Annotated in this window: 18 protein-coding genes; 14 read left to right on the forward strand and 4 right to left on the reverse strand. The window is 33.3% G+C overall.

The features are described from left to right. Positions 1-71 precede the first annotated feature (71 nt). From C8E03_RS09885 to C8E03_RS09920, 8 genes are all read left to right on the forward strand, one after another. Complete coding sequence (locus tag C8E03_RS09885) at positions 72-1565, forward strand: sugar ABC transporter ATP-binding protein (RefSeq protein WP_094380192.1); 1494 nt, start codon at positions 72-74, stop codon at positions 1563-1565. Positions 1566-1581: 16 nt separating this feature from the next. Then, positions 1582-2607: an ABC transporter permease gene (locus C8E03_RS09890; protein ID WP_094380194.1), complete on the forward strand. Its 1026-nt coding sequence runs from the start codon at positions 1582-1584 to the stop codon at positions 2605-2607. A 109-nt stretch (positions 2608-2716) separates the two neighbouring features. Further along, the gene (locus C8E03_RS09895; RefSeq protein WP_110290968.1) at positions 2717-3850 is read left to right on the forward strand and encodes an ABC transporter substrate-binding protein; all 1134 of its coding nucleotides are present in this window, start codon (positions 2717-2719) and stop codon (positions 3848-3850) included. A 134-nt stretch (positions 3851-3984) separates the two neighbouring features. Beyond that, positions 3985-4425 (forward strand): RbsD/FucU family protein, encoded by a 441-nt coding sequence (locus C8E03_RS09900; RefSeq protein WP_094380198.1) that lies wholly within the window; start codon positions 3985-3987, stop codon positions 4423-4425. A gap of 266 nt (positions 4426-4691) precedes the next feature. Continuing rightward, entirely contained in the window at positions 4692-5447 is a 756-nt protein-coding gene (locus tag C8E03_RS09905) for an exodeoxyribonuclease III (protein WP_094380200.1), read from the forward strand. A 108-nt stretch (positions 5448-5555) separates the two neighbouring features. Further along, entirely contained in the window at positions 5556-6137 is a 582-nt protein-coding gene (locus C8E03_RS09910) for an SOS response-associated peptidase (RefSeq protein WP_110290969.1), read from the forward strand. Positions 6138-6396: 259 nt separating this feature from the next. Next, a complete protein-coding gene (locus tag C8E03_RS09915; protein WP_094380203.1) occupies positions 6397-7284 on the forward strand; it encodes a zinc dependent phospholipase C family protein in 888 nt (295 codons plus the stop codon). Positions 7285-7493: 209 nt separating this feature from the next. Then, positions 7494-9173, forward strand: coding sequence for an ABC transporter transmembrane domain-containing protein (locus C8E03_RS09920; RefSeq protein WP_170122964.1), 1680 nt, complete (start codon positions 7494-7496; stop codon positions 9171-9173). 371 nt (positions 9174-9544) lie between these two features. On the opposite strand, the gene C8E03_RS09930 is transcribed toward C8E03_RS09920, so the two are convergent. The 4 genes from C8E03_RS09930 to C8E03_RS09945 form a co-directional block, all read right to left on the reverse strand. Next, positions 9545-10192, reverse strand: coding sequence for an ATP-binding cassette domain-containing protein (locus C8E03_RS09930; protein ID WP_110290971.1), 648 nt, complete (start codon positions 10190-10192; stop codon positions 9545-9547). 24 nt (positions 10193-10216) lie between these two features. After that, positions 10217-10738, reverse strand: a complete 522-nt coding sequence (locus C8E03_RS09935) for a stage II sporulation protein M (RefSeq protein ID WP_094380211.1) — start codon at positions 10736-10738, stop codon at positions 10217-10219. After that, complete coding sequence (locus tag C8E03_RS09940; RefSeq protein ID WP_094380212.1) at positions 10716-12341, reverse strand: hypothetical protein; 1626 nt, start codon at positions 12339-12341, stop codon at positions 10716-10718. The genes C8E03_RS09935 and C8E03_RS09940 overlap by 23 nt, the downstream gene beginning before the upstream one ends. Before the next feature lie 204 nt (positions 12342-12545). Then, positions 12546-12782 (reverse strand): uberolysin/carnocyclin family circular bacteriocin, encoded by a 237-nt coding sequence (locus tag C8E03_RS09945; protein ID WP_094380214.1) that lies wholly within the window; start codon positions 12780-12782, stop codon positions 12546-12548. A 276-nt stretch (positions 12783-13058) separates the two neighbouring features. Between C8E03_RS09945 and C8E03_RS09950 the strand changes: the two genes are divergently transcribed. From C8E03_RS09950 to C8E03_RS09975, 6 genes are all read left to right on the forward strand, one after another. Beyond that, positions 13059-14339, forward strand: a complete 1281-nt coding sequence (locus tag C8E03_RS09950; RefSeq protein ID WP_094380216.1) for a Y-family DNA polymerase — start codon at positions 13059-13061, stop codon at positions 14337-14339. Continuing rightward, positions 14332-14607, forward strand: coding sequence for a hypothetical protein (locus C8E03_RS09955; RefSeq protein ID WP_094380218.1), 276 nt, complete (start codon positions 14332-14334; stop codon positions 14605-14607). Before C8E03_RS09950 ends, C8E03_RS09955 begins: the two co-directional genes overlap by 8 nt. 70 nt (positions 14608-14677) lie before the next feature. Continuing rightward, positions 14678-15763 carry a substrate-binding domain-containing protein gene (locus C8E03_RS09960; RefSeq protein WP_094380220.1) on the forward strand — a complete coding sequence of 362 codons (1086 nt, stop codon included), beginning with the start codon at positions 14678-14680 and terminating at the stop codon, positions 15761-15763. 181 nt (positions 15764-15944) lie between these two features. After that, a complete protein-coding gene (locus C8E03_RS09965; RefSeq protein ID WP_094380222.1) occupies positions 15945-16694 on the forward strand; it encodes an MBL fold metallo-hydrolase in 750 nt (249 codons plus the stop codon). Positions 16695-16873: 179 nt separating this feature from the next. Further along, on the forward strand, positions 16874-17149 hold the full coding sequence (locus C8E03_RS22595) for a LytTR family transcriptional regulator DNA-binding domain-containing protein (RefSeq protein ID WP_110290972.1): 276 nt from the start codon (positions 16874-16876) through the stop codon (positions 17147-17149). Between the two features lie 97 nt (positions 17150-17246). After that, positions 17247-19481, forward strand: coding sequence for a peptidase domain-containing ABC transporter (locus C8E03_RS09975; protein ID WP_110290973.1), 2235 nt, complete (start codon positions 17247-17249; stop codon positions 19479-19481). Positions 19482-19486: the final 5 nt, after the last annotated feature.

Here is a 19486-nt window from a genome sequence, read left to right on the forward strand (position 1 = left end):
CTTAAGATTTCTAAATATAATATAGATATTAAGTAGAGTAAACAATCAATTACACAAGGGAAGGTGAAAAAGTGGGCGACGTAATCTTAAAGATGAAAGATATTGATAAATCCTTTGTTGGCGTACATGCACTAAAGGGTGTTAGCCTTGAAGTAAAAAAAGGGGAAGTACATGCCCTGATGGGAGAAAATGGTGCTGGCAAATCTACACTCATGAAAGTGTTGACAGGCATCTATTCAAAGGACAGTGGCACAATTATTTATGAGGGTGAGGAAGTAGTATTTACGAACCCCAAGGAAGCCCAGGAAGCAGGGATTGCAATCGTACATCAGGAGCTTAATATGATGAACCATCTGAGCGTTGCGCAAAATATATTCATCGGAAGAGAGCTAATGAACGGTAAACTGATCAACGATAAGCAAATGAACGAAGAGGCAGCTAAGCTTTTTGAAAGACTTAATATTGACATAGATCCAAGTATGGTAATGGGAGACTTAACGGTTGGTAAGCAACAGATGTGTGAAATTGCCAAGGCAATCTCTAAGGATGTTAAGGTTATTATTTTTGATGAACCAACAGCGGCACTGACCGAATCTGAAATTGCTGAATTATTCAAAATTATTCGAGATTTACGAAAGAAAGAGCTTGGAATTGTATATATTTCACACAGAATGGATGAGATTAAAGTAATAACAGATCGTGTAAGCGTAATGCGTGACGGTGAATATGTAGGCACTTTGATAACAGAGCAATCTACCAAGGATGACATCATAAACATGATGGTAGGACGAACCATTTATGAGGAACCAAAGGAAAAAAGTAATGTTTTAAAAGATGCTCCGGTTATTCTAAAGGTTGAGAATTTAAATGCTGGAAAGATGGTTCAAAATGTAAGCTTTGAGCTTAGAAAAGGTGAAATATTAGGTTTTTCAGGACTTATGGGAGCAGGCAGAACGGAAACTGCAAGAGCTTTATTTGGAGCAGATAAAAAAGACTCGGGTACGATTTATGTAAATGGTCAAAAGGTGGAGATTCATAGTCCCAAGGATGCGGTTAATGCAGGAATTGGATATTTATCAGAGGATAGAAAAAGATACGGGATTGTGCTTGCAGAATCAGTTGCAGAAAATTCAACCATGCCCTCTCTTGAAAGCTTTATGAAAGGTATTTTTATTGACAAAAAAAAGGAAAAAGACGTATCACAGGAATACGTGGATAAGCTTAAAACCAAGACACCTGATGTAGATACGGCAGTGATGAATTTGTCAGGTGGAAATCAGCAAAAGGTAGTAATTGCAAAATGGCTGATTAGAGATTGTGATATTCTTATTTTTGATGAGCCTACCAGAGGAATTGATGTAGGGGCAAAGAGTGAAATTTATCACTTAATGAATGAATTAGCAGCGCAAGGTAAGTCCATTATTATGATTTCTTCCGAATTAACGGAGGTACTAAGAATGAGTGACAGAATTATTGTTATGTGTGAGGGAAGAAAGACCGGTGAGCTAAGTATAGAAGAAGCTTCACAGGAAAAAATCATGCATGCGGCAACACTTAGAAATTAATTGGGAGGATGAAAAGATGATAGCAAAAAAGACAGAAAAAAAGTCAGGAGTTTTATTAAATAATCCAATTGTTAAAGCAATTGGTACACAAAGATTAATCGCACTGTTAGCATTAATTATTATATATATTGTGTTTGGGGCAATCAGTCCTGCATTTAGACAGTATTCTACGCTTGTCAATATTTTTGATGCATCTTATTACATCGGCTTTATGGCAATCGGCGTAACATTTGCAATCACAACAGGTGGAATTGACTTATCAATTGGTACGGTACTGGTTTGTTCTTCTCTTGTAACCGGTGCGTTAGCTACGAAGTACAATGTTCCGATTGCGCTTACCCTTATACTTTGCATACTGATTGGAGCAATCTTTGGTTTAATGAATGGCTTAATGATATCTTATATGGGGTTACCCCCATTTATTGCAACACTTGGTTCTATGATGCTTTCCAAAGGGCTTGGTTCTATTTTTACCAAAGCGCAAAGTGTAACATGGCCTCAGGCTACCGAAGCTGACGGTTGGTTTCGCAGTATTTTTAAAGTAAATATAACAAATGCAAATGGACTTTCCACACCTATTCCGACAGGTTTTATTTTACTTTTGGCAGTGGCAATTTTAATGGCAATTTTATTAAATAAGACTCGCCCGGGACGCTATATTGTAGCACTTGGAAGTAATATTGAGGCAACCAGACTATCAGGTGTAAATGTTGCTAAATGGCAGACGTTAGCTTATGTCATCAGTGGAACAATGGCAGGAATTGCAGGAATTGCCTATGCAGCAGTTTATTCTACTTTGTTACCTGGTGGTGGTGCAGGCTTTGAACTAGATGCCATTGCAGGTGTGGTAATCGGTGGAACATCTATGAGTGGAGGATATGGAACAATTGCAGGTACATTAATTGGTGTATTTATTATGTCAGTGCTGAAAACAGGTTTGCCGTTTATTGGATTACAAACACATTATCAACAAGTTGCAACAGGACTGGTATTAATTTTTGCGGTATTTATGGATGTAGCAAATAGAAAGAAAAGAAATTAACGAAAGTGGTAACTACTTGGCTTCACCTGATTCAGGTAAACAAGTATCACAACCTTATTAGGCAAAGAGCCTGGTAAGTATAAATTAAATCATTAAAGGGAGGTTTACAATGAAGAAAAAATTATTAAGCGTAATCATGTGTGCAACAATGGTGTCAGCACTAGTGGCTGGTTGTGGTTCCTCATCATCTGCTGATACAACAACTGACACAACAACAGAAACGAAGACAACAACAGATGCAACAGCTACTGACACTGCAACAACGGATACATCAGCAAGTGATGATATGTCAATCTATATTGTGTCAAAAGGCTTCCAGCATCAATACTGGCAGGCAGTTTTAAAGGGTGCTCAGGAGGCAGCAGATGAATTAGGAGTTACGATTGACTTTAAAGGTCCTGATACAGAGAGTGATATTGCACAGCAGGTACAGATGCTAAACAACGCACTGAATAATTCCCCAGATGCTATTGGATTGGCTGCACTTGATACGCAGGCTTGTTTGGAAGGTATTACAAAGGCTCAACAGGCAGGAATCCCAATTATTGGCTTTGATTCCGGTGTACCGGGTGCTCCGGACGGTGCAATTGTTGCAAATGCCGCAACCGATAACTACGCAGCAGGTGAATTGGCAGCAGAAGAAACCTATACTCTAATTAAAGATAAGATTTCTTCGGCAACTGCAACGGTTAGAATTGGTGTTATGAATCAGGATGCAACTTCGGAATCCATTACAAATCGAGGTTCAGGATTTATTGATAAGATGAAAACATTGATTGAAGCAGATGGAAAAACGGTTTCAATTGAAGGTCATGACAAATGGGAAAATAAAGTAGAGGGCGCAAATGTAATCATTGATGTTGCAGTGCCTGCACAGGTAACTGCTGAGCTTTCGGCTATTGATGCTCAGAATTTGCTTAATAAGACGGATACAATTTGTATCTATGCATCCAATCAGCATTCAGGAGAAGGTCTGATTAATGGTGATGCTAATCTTGGCAAGCTTGGAAACAGCATTGTTGGTATCGCATTTGATTCAGGTGAATTAATTAAGAGCGCAGTAAAATCAGGAAAAATTGCTGGTGCTGTAACGCAGGATCCGGTTGCCATCGGACGCAATTTAGTAGAACTGGCAGTAAAAGCAGCAAAAGGCGAGACAGTAGCAGACGTCGATACTGGATGTAAATGGTATACAGCAAATAATATGGATGATGCTGATATTGCTCCAAACTTATACGATTAATTAAAAATATATGCTATAATAAGAGGGGGTTGCTGAGGCAATCCCCTCAAAATAATAAGTATGAAAGTACTGAATGTTACAGGGTTTTTGTAATCGCTGCACTTTCATAAATAAAATAATAGGAGGATGCAGTTATGTTAAAAGGAATACCACCAATCTTGTCACCTCAATTATTAAAGGTATTGTGTGAAATGGGACATAGTGACAGACTTGTTATATCAGATGGAAATTTTCCGGCAGAAGAAATGGGTAAAGATGCAATTGTGATTCGTTGTGACGGGCATGGAGTTCCCGAAATTCTGGATGCCATATTACAGCTATTTCCACTTGATCAGTACGAAGAAAAGCCAGTGAATCTCATGGAGGTCGTTCCAGGAGATCCAGTAGAAACACCTATTTGGGACACCTACAAAGAAATCGTAGCAAAATATGAAAAACGTGGAGCAGATTGCGTAGGTAATATTGAGAGATTTGCCTTTTATGATGAAGCAAGAACAGCCTATGCAATAATTGCAACAAGTGAAAAGGCTTTGTATGCCAATATTATGTTGCAAAAGGGCGTTGTAGTAGACTAAAAAATGCAATATAATAAGAATAAATGTATAAGCTAGAGCATATACTCTAGCTTGTTTTTATTTCATAGGATAGACCTTATTGTGGTAACGTATAAAAGTATTGATTCCTATGAAATAAAAACACAATGCGCACGAATGCAAGTGGAGAATGTCACTGCGTGACAGCATTCGGCGCGGCAAAGCGGCCAAGTCCCTCATGAGTGAGGGGAAGGGGAGTTGAAGTGTCGAAGACACTTTGTTCTATGTGATAATGGATAGGAGGAAAAATGAGACTGATATCATGGAATGTAAATGGATTAAGAGCATGTGTACAAAAAGGTTTTTTAGAATTTTTTAAAGAAATTGATGCGGATATTTTTTGTATACAGGAAAGTAAAATGCAAGAAGGTCAGCTTAATTTAGAGCTGAATGGATATTACCAATACTGGAATTATGCAGAAAAAAAGGGCTATTCAGGTACAGCTATATTTTCAAAAGAAGAGGCAATAAATGCTTCTTATGGAATAGACATGGAAGAGCATGATAAAGAAGGCAGAGTCATAACACTGGAATATAAGGAATTCTATATGGTTACAGTATATACACCCAATGCACAAGAAGGCCTTGCAAGATTAGATTATAGAATGAAGTGGGAGGATGATTTTAGAGCATATCTTAATAAACTGGAGGAAAACAAGCCGGTAATTGTATGTGGAGATTTGAATGTAGCTCATAAGGAAATTGATTTAAAAAATCCAAAAACCAATCGAAAAAACGCAGGATTTTCAGATGAAGAAAGAGGAAAATTTACTGAGCTTTTAGAGGCAGGCTTCATCGATACCTTTCGATATTTTTATCCTGATATGGAAGGGATTTACTCCTGGTGGTCTTATCGTTTCAGTGCCAGAGCAAAAAATGCCGGATGGAGAATTGATTACTTTGTAGTCTCTAAGACGTTAGAGGAAAAATTAGTGGATGCCCAAATTCATACAGAGATTATGGGGTCTGATCATTGTCCGGTTGAGTTAAATATAGAATTGTAAAGTAAAAGAAAGTTGTTTATTCTAAACTGTAATACGGTTAGATTAGGAAGGAATAATAGTATAGATTAATGCAATACTAGTACTAAATAAGTAAGAGGTGATAGAAGCATGTGTGGACGTTATTATATAGATGAAGAAACGGCAATGGAGCTTCAAAAAATAGTAGTTCATATTGATAAAAAGTTAAATCCTGCTCATTATTCAAGGGATATCGTGCCTTCTGCATTGGCTCCGGTTATTACGAATGGCAGCAACGAAATGTCACTGGAACTATTTAACTGGGGCTTTTTAGGCTACAATCAAAAGGGCTTGATTATCAATGCCAGAGCAGAAACGGTTTCGGAGAAGAAAAGCTTTAAAGATTGCTTATCAGATAGAAGGTGCATTATTCCAGCAAAAGGTTTCTATGAATGGGATCAGTCCAGGAATAAATTTACTTTTCAGAATACGAAGAAAAGAATCATGTTGATGGCAGGTCTGTATAATGCCGATAACAGATTTGTCATTATAACAACAAAGGCGAACGAATCCATGGAAAAAATTCATGACAGGATGCCCTTAGTATTGTCAGAGAATCTTGTTCATGACTGGCTGTTTGATTCACAAGAAACAATTAATATATTAAATAAATTGCCACCGCTTCTTGAGCGAAGTAGTGATATGGAACAAATGAGGCTGGAATTTTATTAGCCTCATTTTTGATGCGTATAATAATTATATTTTATTAACTATTCAAATCTGTAATATCTGCAAAAATTTTTATATAACGTCGAGGTTATTTTTTCAAATATTTTTTCTAAATTGCAATTTATGCAAAATATATACTTTTTAAAAGTATCATGTTTTAATATAATTGGTTTAGTTATTATAAAATAGCATAAAATACACAAAAATGTCTATACAAATAGAGGAATGCAGAGTATAATACACGGTAAAGGGGGTTATTTACATGAAAATAAAGAATAAACTAGTAAAATGTAGTATTATGCTAAGCTTGCTTCTCCTTTGCTCGACTGGATTCGCACATGCGGCAAACAGTACAGGAAATAATGTACAGCAAAAGGTATTAAGCATTACAAATGGAACAGATGAAATCTATGGAACAGGAGTACCACTGGTTCATAATATGAGGTCGTCAGGTTCTTTCACGGGGTCAATGTCCTTTGAAGCGCAGACATTTAATAGTGGAGGAGTTGATCATACACATCAATATATTTTGGCATCTGCACTAGTAATTTTAAATAATGACATGGGGGATTCTATTTTAAATAATGCTGCTTATACTGAACTTCTAATGACCAATACAGACTGGCCTGATGTGTTTGGAAATGAGACAGATTATTATACATTTGCCGGACATTTCTATGATCCTGATACAGAGAAAAACTGGTTAGCTCAGTCTTCACCAACCTGTAAGACCCGGGCAAATACATATTTTGATAAAGCCGTGACGGCTTATCAAAATGGTTATACTGAGATTGCCATGCAATATTTAGGCAGGGGGACGCATTATGTATCGGATGTTAATGAGCCGCATCATGCTTCAAACTTAACAGCCTTAAACAGTAATCATTCAGAATTTGAAAAGTATGTAGACACGAATCGAAGCTCCTATAAAATTGATGGCGATATTTTACCTTCCAATGTGTATCAGATTGCATCAAATACTTCAGTCAATAATTTAATGAAAAGCTGGGCAGTGAAATCAAAAGCGTTAGTACCTTTAGCTACGGATACCTCTTCCTATGCTCAGGCAGGAGAAGCTTGTGTGACCAATGCAATCACTTCTGTATCACAGTATATTTATAAATTTGGAAAAACAGTAGGAATTTATTAAATTTAAATTATTCATATTAAAAAAAGCTCTTGTATAAAAGATCAAGAGCAAGAGTATATAGGTGATACAAACGGAAGGGAGAGAGCGATTAGTATAATTGCTCTTTTTCTCTTAATATTATGAAATTACACATTATTAAAAAAAATAAAGTAAATTCTATAAATAATTTCTGGAAATTTAGCGATATAGAATACAGGAGGAAATACAGGGTGATAAAAAGATATGTTAATTTTTATAAGAATTATATGATGGATTTCGTGAGAGCACATGCAACAGGTTTGTTAATCGTTTTCATATATTCTATTATCAGTATTGTATATCCTTACTTTAGTAAATTGATTATTGATGATGCAGTTACCAGTAAGAATTTGCAAAAACTGTGGATTTACATCAGTACGATTGTTATTTTTATTGTATTATCGATACTACTTAAATACATAAAAGAAATATATTTTTGCAATTTAGAAAAGAAAATCTGCTTATACTTAAAGAATAATATAATAACCAGTATTTTTAGATGTAATATAAGCTTTTTTAAGGACTATAAAAAAGATAATATCATAACTATACTTGAACGAGATGTACCAGAGATGCTGGTGCTGTTTGTAAGTGTCTTTCATGATATGTTTAGTAATATTGTGGTTTTGATTGGATTAATCATTATACTTTTTATTTTAAATTGGGAAATCGCATTATTTGCCTTGATTATTGCAGATATTTATTTGATCCTTCAAAATTGCTTTGATAACCCAATCAAAAGTGCTGCCGGTCTGATTAGTAGAAAGAGAATAGAATTTCAGGCATTTAATAATGAAATGTTAGAGCATATTACAAATATCCAATTGCACAATCAAATTCACTATTTCAAAAATAAATATGATGAAAAAATAATAGAGTATCATAAAGCTCAATTGGAAGGTACTAAGGTAAGTTCAAAGTATTATGTGTTAGATGGCGTAATTGATGGTGCAAATCTAACGTTATTACTTGGTTATGGAGGGTATCTTGTTTTAAAAAAAGAATTAGAAATTGGTACGATTTTTGCCATGACTTTGTATATAGGAAAACTACTTGGAACATTGATAGGACTGATTAATAATTATGAGGAAATAAAAAAGGCACAGGTTTCTTTTGACAGAATTTGTTATATTTTAGAAAATAATCAATATAGAATTCCATCGGGAGATATGAGATGGAACAATGATTATACCATCCATTTTTTGAATGTAAAATTCAATTATAATCAAGAGTTCGTTGTTTCTAATTTTAATTTAGAGATAAAACAGGGAGAAAAGCTTGGATTAATCGGAGATGATAAATATAAAAAATTTTCACTTATGAATCTGCTGCTTAAAATGCATGACTATGAAGAAGGAAATATTTATGTTGGTGATAATAATATAAAAAATATAGATGATTCCTATTACGATAAAATGTTATTAATCAGTAAAGAGCCATTTATTTTCAGTGGCAGCATTTTAGAAAATCTGGTTATGGGAGCTGAAAATATAACAAATGCAAAGGTTTATGAAGCGTTGTCCTTGGTGCAGCTAAAAAATGACGTGGATGCTATGAAGCAAGGAGTCGATACAATAATTGGAGAGGGGGGAATCCATTTATCAGAAAAGCAGGCGCAAAAATTATGCTTGGCGCGAATTTTTTTGCTGAATGATTATCCCATTATTATATTGGATGAGCCTGGCTCAGCTATTGACATGGAGGAAGAAAATATCGTTTTAAAAAACATTTTCAGAAGAAAAAAAGACAGCACAATTATTGTGATTACGCGTAGGGAAGAGATATTAAAATATTGTAACCGCATGGTAGAAATTAAAAAAGGAGAAATAAATGTCACGGATCATGGGGGGCTGGGGGCTGTAAGCGTATAATTATGGTATTTCTGACATAAAAAACTAAGAAACTCTTCTCTTGTTACAACTAAAGAAGAGTTTCTTATATGCTATAATCATTTTTTCCATATGTAATACATGTTAAAGAAATAAAATATTAGTAAACAATGATAATAAGAAAGAACACGAAAGTACAAATTTCATTCTATTAATACAAATATCGTCTATTCCACTTGAAATTTTAAAGAAAATTCCCAATGAAATACAAAATATTATGACAGAAAAAAAGCCATTATATGAATGAGAAAATACATTCCCTAGACTTATTTTTAAACCCGGGATGATAATTGTTAATAACACAGATGCAATTCCGATTCCCAAAAAAATTCTGCTTAATATAATCTTTTTTTTCATTTAAACACCAACCTTTTATCCATAATATATATTTTTTTAATAGTTTCGTTATTTTCTATTAGTTTCGTATGAGATGTAAATAGTAAGCTGCGATTTTCTTCAGAAATTTTATTATGTATTATTCTATAAACCACACTCAAAGATTCGACATCAATATTATTTAATAATTCATCAATTATTATGAGAGAAGTTTCTCTTTCTATTACGATTCCGAAATACAGCTTTGCTTTCATCCCCAATGAATAGGCATGAATCTCCATATTTAAATCAGCTTCCATATTTAATTTTCTTAGATTATCATATATTTGTTCTTTCTTATCAGATAGATCAAATAAAGAAATAAGATATTCTACATTGTCATTTCCTGACAGATATTCAAATAGATATGGTTTACTAGGAATATAGTTAATCTCAAACTTTAATTCGCTAAGTTCTATTGGTTCATCATTAAGAAAAACCTTTAATTGCTCCAATGAATTGGATTGGGGCATCAATAATCCGGTTAAAATTCTAAAAAGAGTTGTCTTTCCACTACCGTTTTCTCCTTGAATCCAGATGATTTCGCCATCATCAATGATTAAGTCAGTGTTTTTAAAGACAATTTTCTCTTCAAATTCGTGGTTTAAGTTTAAAATTTTAATCATTTTTATTCTTTTCCTTTCATAAGACTATTTGGGAAGCGCTTCAATGATACTGGCCAACAATAGTAGTCCCGTTATAATTGAAAACATTATGCCTATTTCCTTAAAAAAACTACTTTTTATTGCAAATTTTTTCTTTTTGATTAATGCAATAAGTGCTTCCCTTATATTCATTGAAATTAGCTTTCCTAAATAAATTGATAACATTAAGGAAGGAATTTCAACAAATCCATGTGCAAAGTAAATAAGGATTTGGAAAGAATCATTATGATATGATAAAAAATTAATTGCCATTCCCAAAACCACTCCATTGTAGATTAATGGAATCCAAGTTAAAAATCCAAATGTGATAACTCCAAATAATATTATAGTAATACAAGTGATTAAATTATGAATAAAATAGTCGTAGAATGGCTTTGACAAAATGGGAATTTCTCCAATATCTCCAATCACATTTCCTAACATCACTCCAACGATAATACCGAAAATAAAAATCAATGTATGTATGATTACATATTTCTTGTATTTACAATTCTGTATTAAATTCATCTTTATTTTGCCCCCTTTTCAATATGATAAATATTATCGCGATACTAATATAGCTTAATATATAATATAGAAAGGTAGCCGATATTGTAAAATAGAAGTCTATTACATTTACAAATACAAAGCTAATAGTAAAAAATAAAGATATGATTCTACTAGGAATTAATAAAAATTGTTGCAATATTTGCGCGTCAAAATTATCCTGTCTAATCATAAAAATATTTGACCAGCTAAATTTGGGAAAAATTGTAGTCCAACGTAATGTTAATACTAAACAAATAAGTAAAATACCAAATGTATTAATTATACTAGCCAACAATATAAATGGATTTATTCCCCATAATAATAATAAAAATTTAATAATTATCATAACGATTAGTATTGGTAAATTAAATATTGCAAGTAAAATATGTTTTGATTCAATTAAATCCTTGATAGTTTTTGTTTTTGAAAAGTTAAGCAGTTCTATATTTCTTAACTCACTGGAAATATGGAAGATAGGTATTTTTTGCACAAGCTGTGTTGAAAATTGATACGATGAAATCCAAAAAATAAAATCCTGTGAGATTAAAATACTATTTACATCTTCACCTTGTATCATATAAAATACAAATCCAATTACTATAAATATTATTCCGAATGGAAGAACCAGAGAAAAAATATTCATTTCCAATTTAGGTAAAATATTAAAAATAATTTTTAAATCCCGTTTAACAAACATATTATTTGATAATTTATATATTTTTTGTAAATACGTTCTAAGAAACAATATTTTAGTTTTATTAATAATAATAAATGCTTTTATTATCCATTTAAAAATCATCAAACAAACAAATAATAATAATAAAATTAAAATAAATCTAATTCCTTTTTCTTTTACTGCAATTACTATATTTGTAAGATAAGAAGATACAAATATTTTTAAACAATTAGTATTAAAAAATTCATTAACCGATATTTTATTAATAGTACCTATGAATATATAAAAAATACAATATGATAAAAACCCACTTAATATTATATTTATTGTAAAAGAAGAAAAAGAATTCAATTCCAATTTTCTTATTTTATTTTTTTTATTTATAACTTTTACAAAAATAAAAGAGGTAAATATAATCCAAAAAAATCCATATAAAAGACCAATCATTTTGAACTTAATAAAAAACAGCCAAATTGTTATAAATTCAAATGAGAAATTATGTATCCAAAAATTAGCTAATTCTGAGAGTATAATAATTCTTTTGGAATTTTGAATAGATAATTTTGACATTAATAAATAATCAAAAATTGGATGTTCATCTACACGTGATTGAGATGATCTAGCGATAGTTGCCGGTAAAATACTATTAAATATTGATGTTATTATAAAAAGAATAATAAAAATTTTGCTATCTTTTATTTTATAACATATTAGTAATAACAAGAAAATAAAGGTATATTGATATATTATAACAATAAATAATAGCATAATTCTTGGTACTTTTATATTTAGCCGCTTCTTTATTTCATTCATTAAAAAATTAAATTCGTGATTAAATTCATTTTTAACAATCCATTTCAATAATGTTAAGTCAATAGTATTTGACTCTTTATCAAAATTGCTCATAGAGTTTCCTTTCGTTTTTTCTGTATATTTTTATCACTTATTATATATCTTATAGTTAGTGCAATCTATTTGGGCATGGGAATTACAAATTAAAAGGCACATTTGAAAAGTTTAATTTAGTCAGTAATAATTCCGTACACAGTATTATTTTTATTTGTGACTACATTTTATATTTTGATTAGACATCAAGTAAACCGTTTCATATTACCAAACAACAGCCTGAGCCTTTAAACTACGAGAAATGTAACTTTTAACTGTCAGAATAATGAAATCTATAGAGGCTGATGCTGCTCCAAGAGCACCAGCACTCATAACAGTTCCTAAAATAGAAAGAACAACAAATGCTGCTCCACCCCAATCAATTGCATCTACCACTTTTTGTGCAATTCCAGAAGCAATTCCTAAATAACCTGCAAGATCCATTAAATATGTACCAATCATATATGCCTCCCCTTCTGTACGAAATTATTATCTGACTATAAGCAAGTAAAAAACGATTAATAAAAATATTTAATCTCGATTCTACTTATTTATTACTATACATCCAGTCTAATGTTGTAGTCAAGTAAAATTTATTCTTATATCAGTCAGAATTATAGATACAATTGTCGGGTATATGAGTACAGAATAAGAACTAAATGCTTCATTATTCTTTTGCAGAATTTACCTCTTTACTTTTTCAGTATTTGTTGTATAGTGGTATTGAGGCGATCGAACATGTGTTCTAAAAAGGTTTCCAGAATAATTTTTCATGTAGATGTTAATTCCGCATTTTTGTCTTGGGAGGCAGCTTATCGGGTTAAATGCTTAGGAGAAAAATTAGATTTAAGAGAAATACCATCTGCAATATGTGGTGATATTAAGAAGAGACATGGTATTATCTTAGCAAAATCCACACCCGCGAAAAAGTACAATATAAAAACGGCTGAAACAATTAGCGAAGCGGTAAAAAAGTGTCCCAATTTAGTCTTAATACAGCCGCATTATGATTTGTATGAGGCATCATCAAAGGCACTTATGGAAATACTAAGGACATATTCACCAGAGGTAGAGCAATACAGTATTGATGAAGCATATATGGACATGACAGGAATGAATGCATTGTGGGGAACACCTGTCATAGCAGCTAATTTAATTAAGAATAAAATTTACAAAGAGCTTGGATTTACAGTCAATGTTGGAATATCAAGCAATAAACTGTTGGCAAAAATGGCTTCTGATTTTAAGAAGCCCAATCAGGTACACACATTATTTCCGGATGAAATTGAAACAAAGATGTGGCCGTTGCAAACGGGAGACCTTTTCTTTTGTGGCAGAGCAACTGAGAATAAGTTGAAAAAATTGGGCATTCTTACAATTGGAGAATTGGCAAATACAGATATTCAATTACTTAAAAAGCATTTAAAGAAGCATGGTGAAATCTTGTGGTGCTTTGCAAATGGTATTGATGTTTCCATTGTAGAGAGTATTGCACCGGCCAATAAAGGCTATGGAAACAGTATGACCGTTCCCTTTGACGTATGTGATGCTTCAACGGCTAAGATGGTATTGTTATCTTTATGTGAAACTGTCTGTATGAGGCTTAGAAAGGATAATGTAAAGGTTTCTGTAATTGCTGTATCAATAAAAGATTTCGAACTAAGCAGTTCAAGGCATCAAAAGACTTTATTTACTGCTACGAATATAACCAACGAAGTATTTCAGGCTGTGAGTCAGGTATTTGACGAATTATGGGATGGGTATACTCCAATCAGACAGTTAGGGATTCATACAGGCAGAGTAGTAGACTCTAATACAGAGCGGCAGTTGAATTTATTCGATATGCAAGACTACGAAAGATATGAGAAATTAGATGCCGCAATTGATAAAATAAGGGGACGTTATGGAGAAGAGGCGGTCTTTCGTGCATCCTATGTAAATGCAAGAATACGTCCGTTGAATGGGGGAATCAGTAAAGAAAAATTAAAGGCAAAAGGAGAAGAAATTTTATATGAATAATCAGAGTCAGATAAAGCACTTCATTTCCATTGATGCAAATGCAACCTTTAACCCATTGGGAGAGATTAAGCCGATGTACATCCGATTAGAGGACGAGCAGCATCAGCTTCACACTTACAAGATACAAAGCATTAGTAATGTCAAAGAGGAAAAGTATTCAGGTATCAGTTCTATATTATTTGTCTGTCATATTGCAATAGAAGAATGCCTAAGAGAGATTAAGCTGCGTTATTATGTTCCTTCTCACAAATGGATGATAGAGCAGTAGGAGCTTACTGTAATAAATAAAAAATTGTTTGCATATTTTAAAAGATAGAGAGTATGAAAGGGCGTTATAATTGAGCTTATCAACCAATAAATACAGTAAAATAAGAAAGGTCAATCAATTATTGTTTTGTATAGATTTACTTTTATTTATAGTGGTGATGGCTGCATCAGGCTGGAGCAAGGTAGCAAATATAACCAGAACAATCAGCAACCAAACGACAACCACAAACACCCAGACATATGATAGTGCGAAACAATATACCATTGGGTGGTCATCGTTTGATAATAGAATAGAACATTTTTATACGATCCAGGAAGGAGTTTTAGACAAAGCAGAGGAATTGGGAATTCGTGTGGTTACACACGATGAAAAGAGCAATACAACAGAAATGGTTAGTGGTGTGACCCAGCTTCTTCAGCAGGATATCGATGCATTGGTAATTTCTCCATATAATCCGGAAGTGCTAAGTGATATCGTTAAGCAGGCGAAAGAAAAAGGAATCCCTGTCATAGTGGTTGATGTCGGCACCGGAGGAAGTGAGGTAGATGCCAGTATATTGTCAGATTCCTTTGGAGGCGGAGTATTGGCAGGAGAATATGCGATAAGGCTTATTAAGGAGTATCAACTGACAAGCAAGAATGCCGCTATTATTCAAGTTAAAGAAAGCTCGGAATTTGCCAGAAGACGTGGAGAAGGTTTTAAAAATGTTATGCAGGAAGCAGGTTTTAATATTGCTACAATAATAAATGCTGAATCAGAAAGAGAAAATGCATATCGTGCAATGAAAGAACTTTTGGAAACCTATGGAGATGATATAGCGGTAGTATTTACTGAAAATGATCCTATGGCTCTTGGAGCAGCACAGGCAATCGATGAAGTGGGAAAAAAGGGACAAATTATGGTGATTGGATTTAATGGAGATCCAACAGCTATTCAGGCAATCAAGGAAGGCTATATGCAGGGAACAATTGCACAGCGCCCATACGAGATGGGACAATTGGGTGTAGAACTGGTTTATACTCTGTTAACAAATGGAGAAATAACCTACGATGATAGCGAAAAGAAAGAGCTATACACAGAAATTTATTTGATCGATCAAACTGGAAAACCTCACATAGATAACGGAGCAACGTATCAATTTATAAATTATCAGTGATTTAAGTAAAACAAAATTGCTATTGACAAATGACATTTAATTGTATACAATTTGTTTAGATGAATTGCGCGCAATTAAATTTATAACAATAAAATAAAACAAAATAGAAAGGGAAGCCATAAGCACAGTATGCAAAAGTAATGGCAATATTGTAGAATAGCTATAATATTTGGACAATAATATGAAGATAATCGCATTAGAATTTTATAAAAACGGAGAAATGCAGGAAGCATTTGCATTTGGAGGCTCAAGAGAATCAGAAAAGTTAAGTGCTAAAACATATCCGGCCAGTTTACAAAATTATTTAATAGATACCGGAAAAGAAGTTATATTGGTAGATACAGGACTTCCTGTTGAAACACCTGAGTTTAAAAGAGAACCAAATCAAAAATTATACACCGGAGATAAGATAAATGACTTTTTAACAGCTCTTAGAAAGGTAGGATATCAGCCTGAGGATATTGATAAAATCATCGTTACACATAAGCATCCGGATCACACAGGAGAGCTACGAGCATTTCCAAATGCAAAAATATATATCTCTGAGATTGAAGCAGAGGCTATGAATTTAAAGGGAGATAATATTATCCGTGTCTGTTTCACCGATGGAAGCTATAAAAATTTCGACAAGAGTCAAAAAATAGCAGAGCATATTGTAATGCTTCCTGCCTCTGGGCATACTAGGGGCAATTCCATTGCAGTGATAGAAGCCGATGATTTATATTACATGATTCAAGGTGATGTAACCTATACGGATGAGGCTCTAAGACAAAATGAATTATCCGTTGTGTTTGAAGATAAGGAAGAAGCAAGAAAAACGCTTGATAAGGTACGCAGGTTTGTAAAGGAAAACAATACAATTTATTTGTCTACTCATACTCCTGAGGCTTTAACTTCGTTGTTAAATAAAGAGATTATGAAGCTATCTTAAAACAAAGAAGTACTTTTTACATAATAAGGGCGTTTTAAATTAGATGGTTTAATGACTCCTTAGCTTAGAAATTTTAAAATAAACAAAAAAACAGAAAGCTTATGAATGGTTTGATTCATAGGCTTTTTTGTTGAATTTATGATGATTTTAGCGCACTATAGTTAAATTATTTTCTTAATTTGCCTATAATAGTAGAAACTTGCTTTACACGCAATTTTCGCTTTATAAGAAAGCCTTTTGATTATTGTGATATCAAGGAAGTTTTAAGTAAGCTGGAAACAATTTTGGATCCAAGAATATTCTATCGTATTCATAGAAATATGACTGTAAATATGCTTGCGATTGATACATATCAGGATGGCGTAATTATCATAGATGAAAAAGAATTTCTGGTTTCAATTCAACCGTTTACGGACTTATGGTTGAAAAATATGATACTTTTTGTTACAATATAACTATAATTATAGTTAAAAACTATGTGTTAATTTTACTTATTACCTATATAAAAATAGTCTATGAGTGGGTAGAGTAAGTAGATACTAGGGGGAAATTATGAGATATACCTATGTAAAGCAGCAGGATGCAACCGATTGTGCAGCAGCATGTTTGGCAATGATATGTCTACATTATCGAAAAGAAACAACGATTACAAGACTCAGAGATATGATGGGAACTGATTTGAAAGGAACAAATCTCATAGGTCTTAGCAAATGTGCAGATGAGCTTGGATTTACTTCACAGGCAGTGCGGGTAGACAAGGAAGGCTTTATAAGTAAGTACACACTTCCTGCCATTGCCAATATCATAACGAAAGAAGGATTAAGTCATTTCGTGGTGGTATTCAAAATAACGGATAAGCATGTAATACTAGGTGATCCAGCCAAAGATTTAATCAGAGTAGAAATTGATGAGTTTTATAAGAACTTCACAGGAGCTATGTTAATACTTAAGCCGAATCAGCAGTTTACATCGGGGAAAGTAAAAAATGAAAAATTATTCAGCCGCTATGTGAAGCTATTGTTACCACAGAAAAAGCTGTTTATCTTTTCCATTATGGCATCCGTTCTATTAACGGTGCTTGGAATTGTGTCATCTCTGTTTAATAAAATATTAATGGATGAGATTTTACCCTATAAGCTTAAAAATACACTGATTATGGTATTAATCGTATTTGCACTTTTATCTGTCACTCAGGTGGTCATAGGATTTGTAAGGCAATGGATGATGATTTATCTGTCACAGAAAATTGATATACCATTAATGCTTGGGTATTTTGAACATATTTATAAATTACCGATGAAATTTTTTGCTACCAGAAAAACAGGCGATATTATCACAAGATTTTCCGATGCCTTTACCATAAAGGATATTTTTACAAACATTGCACTGACGTTAATTATGGATATCGCAATGGCACTGGTAACCGGAGTTATTTTATTTAAGATGAATACGGGATTGTTTGTCATTATTTTGTTTATGACCATAATTAGTATTTTACTTGTTTTTATCTTTAAACAACCGTATAAAAAAATCAATGAAGAACAAATGCAGCAGTCATCCATCTTAAATTCGCAGATTATAGAAGGCCTTCGGGCAGTGGAGACTGTAAAAGGAAATGCGAATGAGGAGACAGAGCTTGAAAATATCGAGAGGGAGTATATTAAGTCATTAAGGATTGGATTAAAGGAGGGAATGCTTTCTAATATTCAAGGTTCTATTTCAGGGACTATTTCCTCAGTAGGAAACTTAATATTAATGTATTTTGGAATCATGCAGGTCATTAACAATGATACCACATTAGGTGCCATGATGGCATTTATGACCCTGTCAGGCTATTTTATGGATCCCGTATCAAGACTGGTCGGACTTCAATTGCAGATTCAGGAAGCTAATATTTCGATGAAACGAATGACAGAAATTTTAGATTATGAAGAAGAACAGGAGACAGAGAACCGAAATACCTATCAGGATATGGAAAGCATAGCAGGAGATATTGAAGTAAAAAATATCACATTTCGCTATGGCAACCGAAAGCCTGTACTTAAGGATGTCAGCTTTACGATAGCCAAGGGAAAAAAGGTAGCATTAGTAGGAGCAAGCGGAAGCGGGAAATCGACAATAGCCAAGCTGCTTTTAAAATATTATGAGCCGGAAGCAGGAGAAATTCTGATTGACGGAGTGGACATCAATGAATACAGCAATACATCACTACGTCAGGCAATTTCTTATGTACCTCAGTCAATAGAATTGTTTTCTAAAAGTATTTATGACAATATTCGCGTCAGTAAAATGAATTCTACACTGGATGAAGTGAAAGAAGCTGCAAAGGCGGCAGATGCCCATGACTTTATTAAAAAGCTTCCGATGCAGTACTACACCTATCTGGAAGAAGCAGGAAACGGACTAAGCGGTGGTGAAAAGCAAAGAATTGCACTAGCAAGAGCGTTTCTAAAAAAGAATGAGTTCTACATATTGGATGAAAGTACCAGTAACTTGGACTTTGCGACAGAAAATATCATCTTTGATATGATTTATAATAAATTTAGAAAAAAATCTATGTTAATCATTGCGCATAGACTGTCAACAATTAAAAACTGTGATGAAATCATAGTGATTGATCAGGGTGAGATAGTCGAAAAGGGAACGCATGAAGACCTACTAAAAAAGCAAGGTCAGTACTATAAGCTATGGGAAATGCAGCAGGGGAACTTTGTAATCAGAGAGGAAGAAAATGAAGTCATAGTGGAGGAGCCTCTCTCAGATGCAGATGAGTTAAGCTATACCTAATAGCA

Origin of the sequence: Lachnotalea glycerini (genome assembly GCF_003201285.1) — a bacterium.
Lineage (GTDB): Bacteria > Bacillota > Clostridia > Lachnospirales > Lachnospiraceae > Lachnotalea > Lachnotalea glycerini.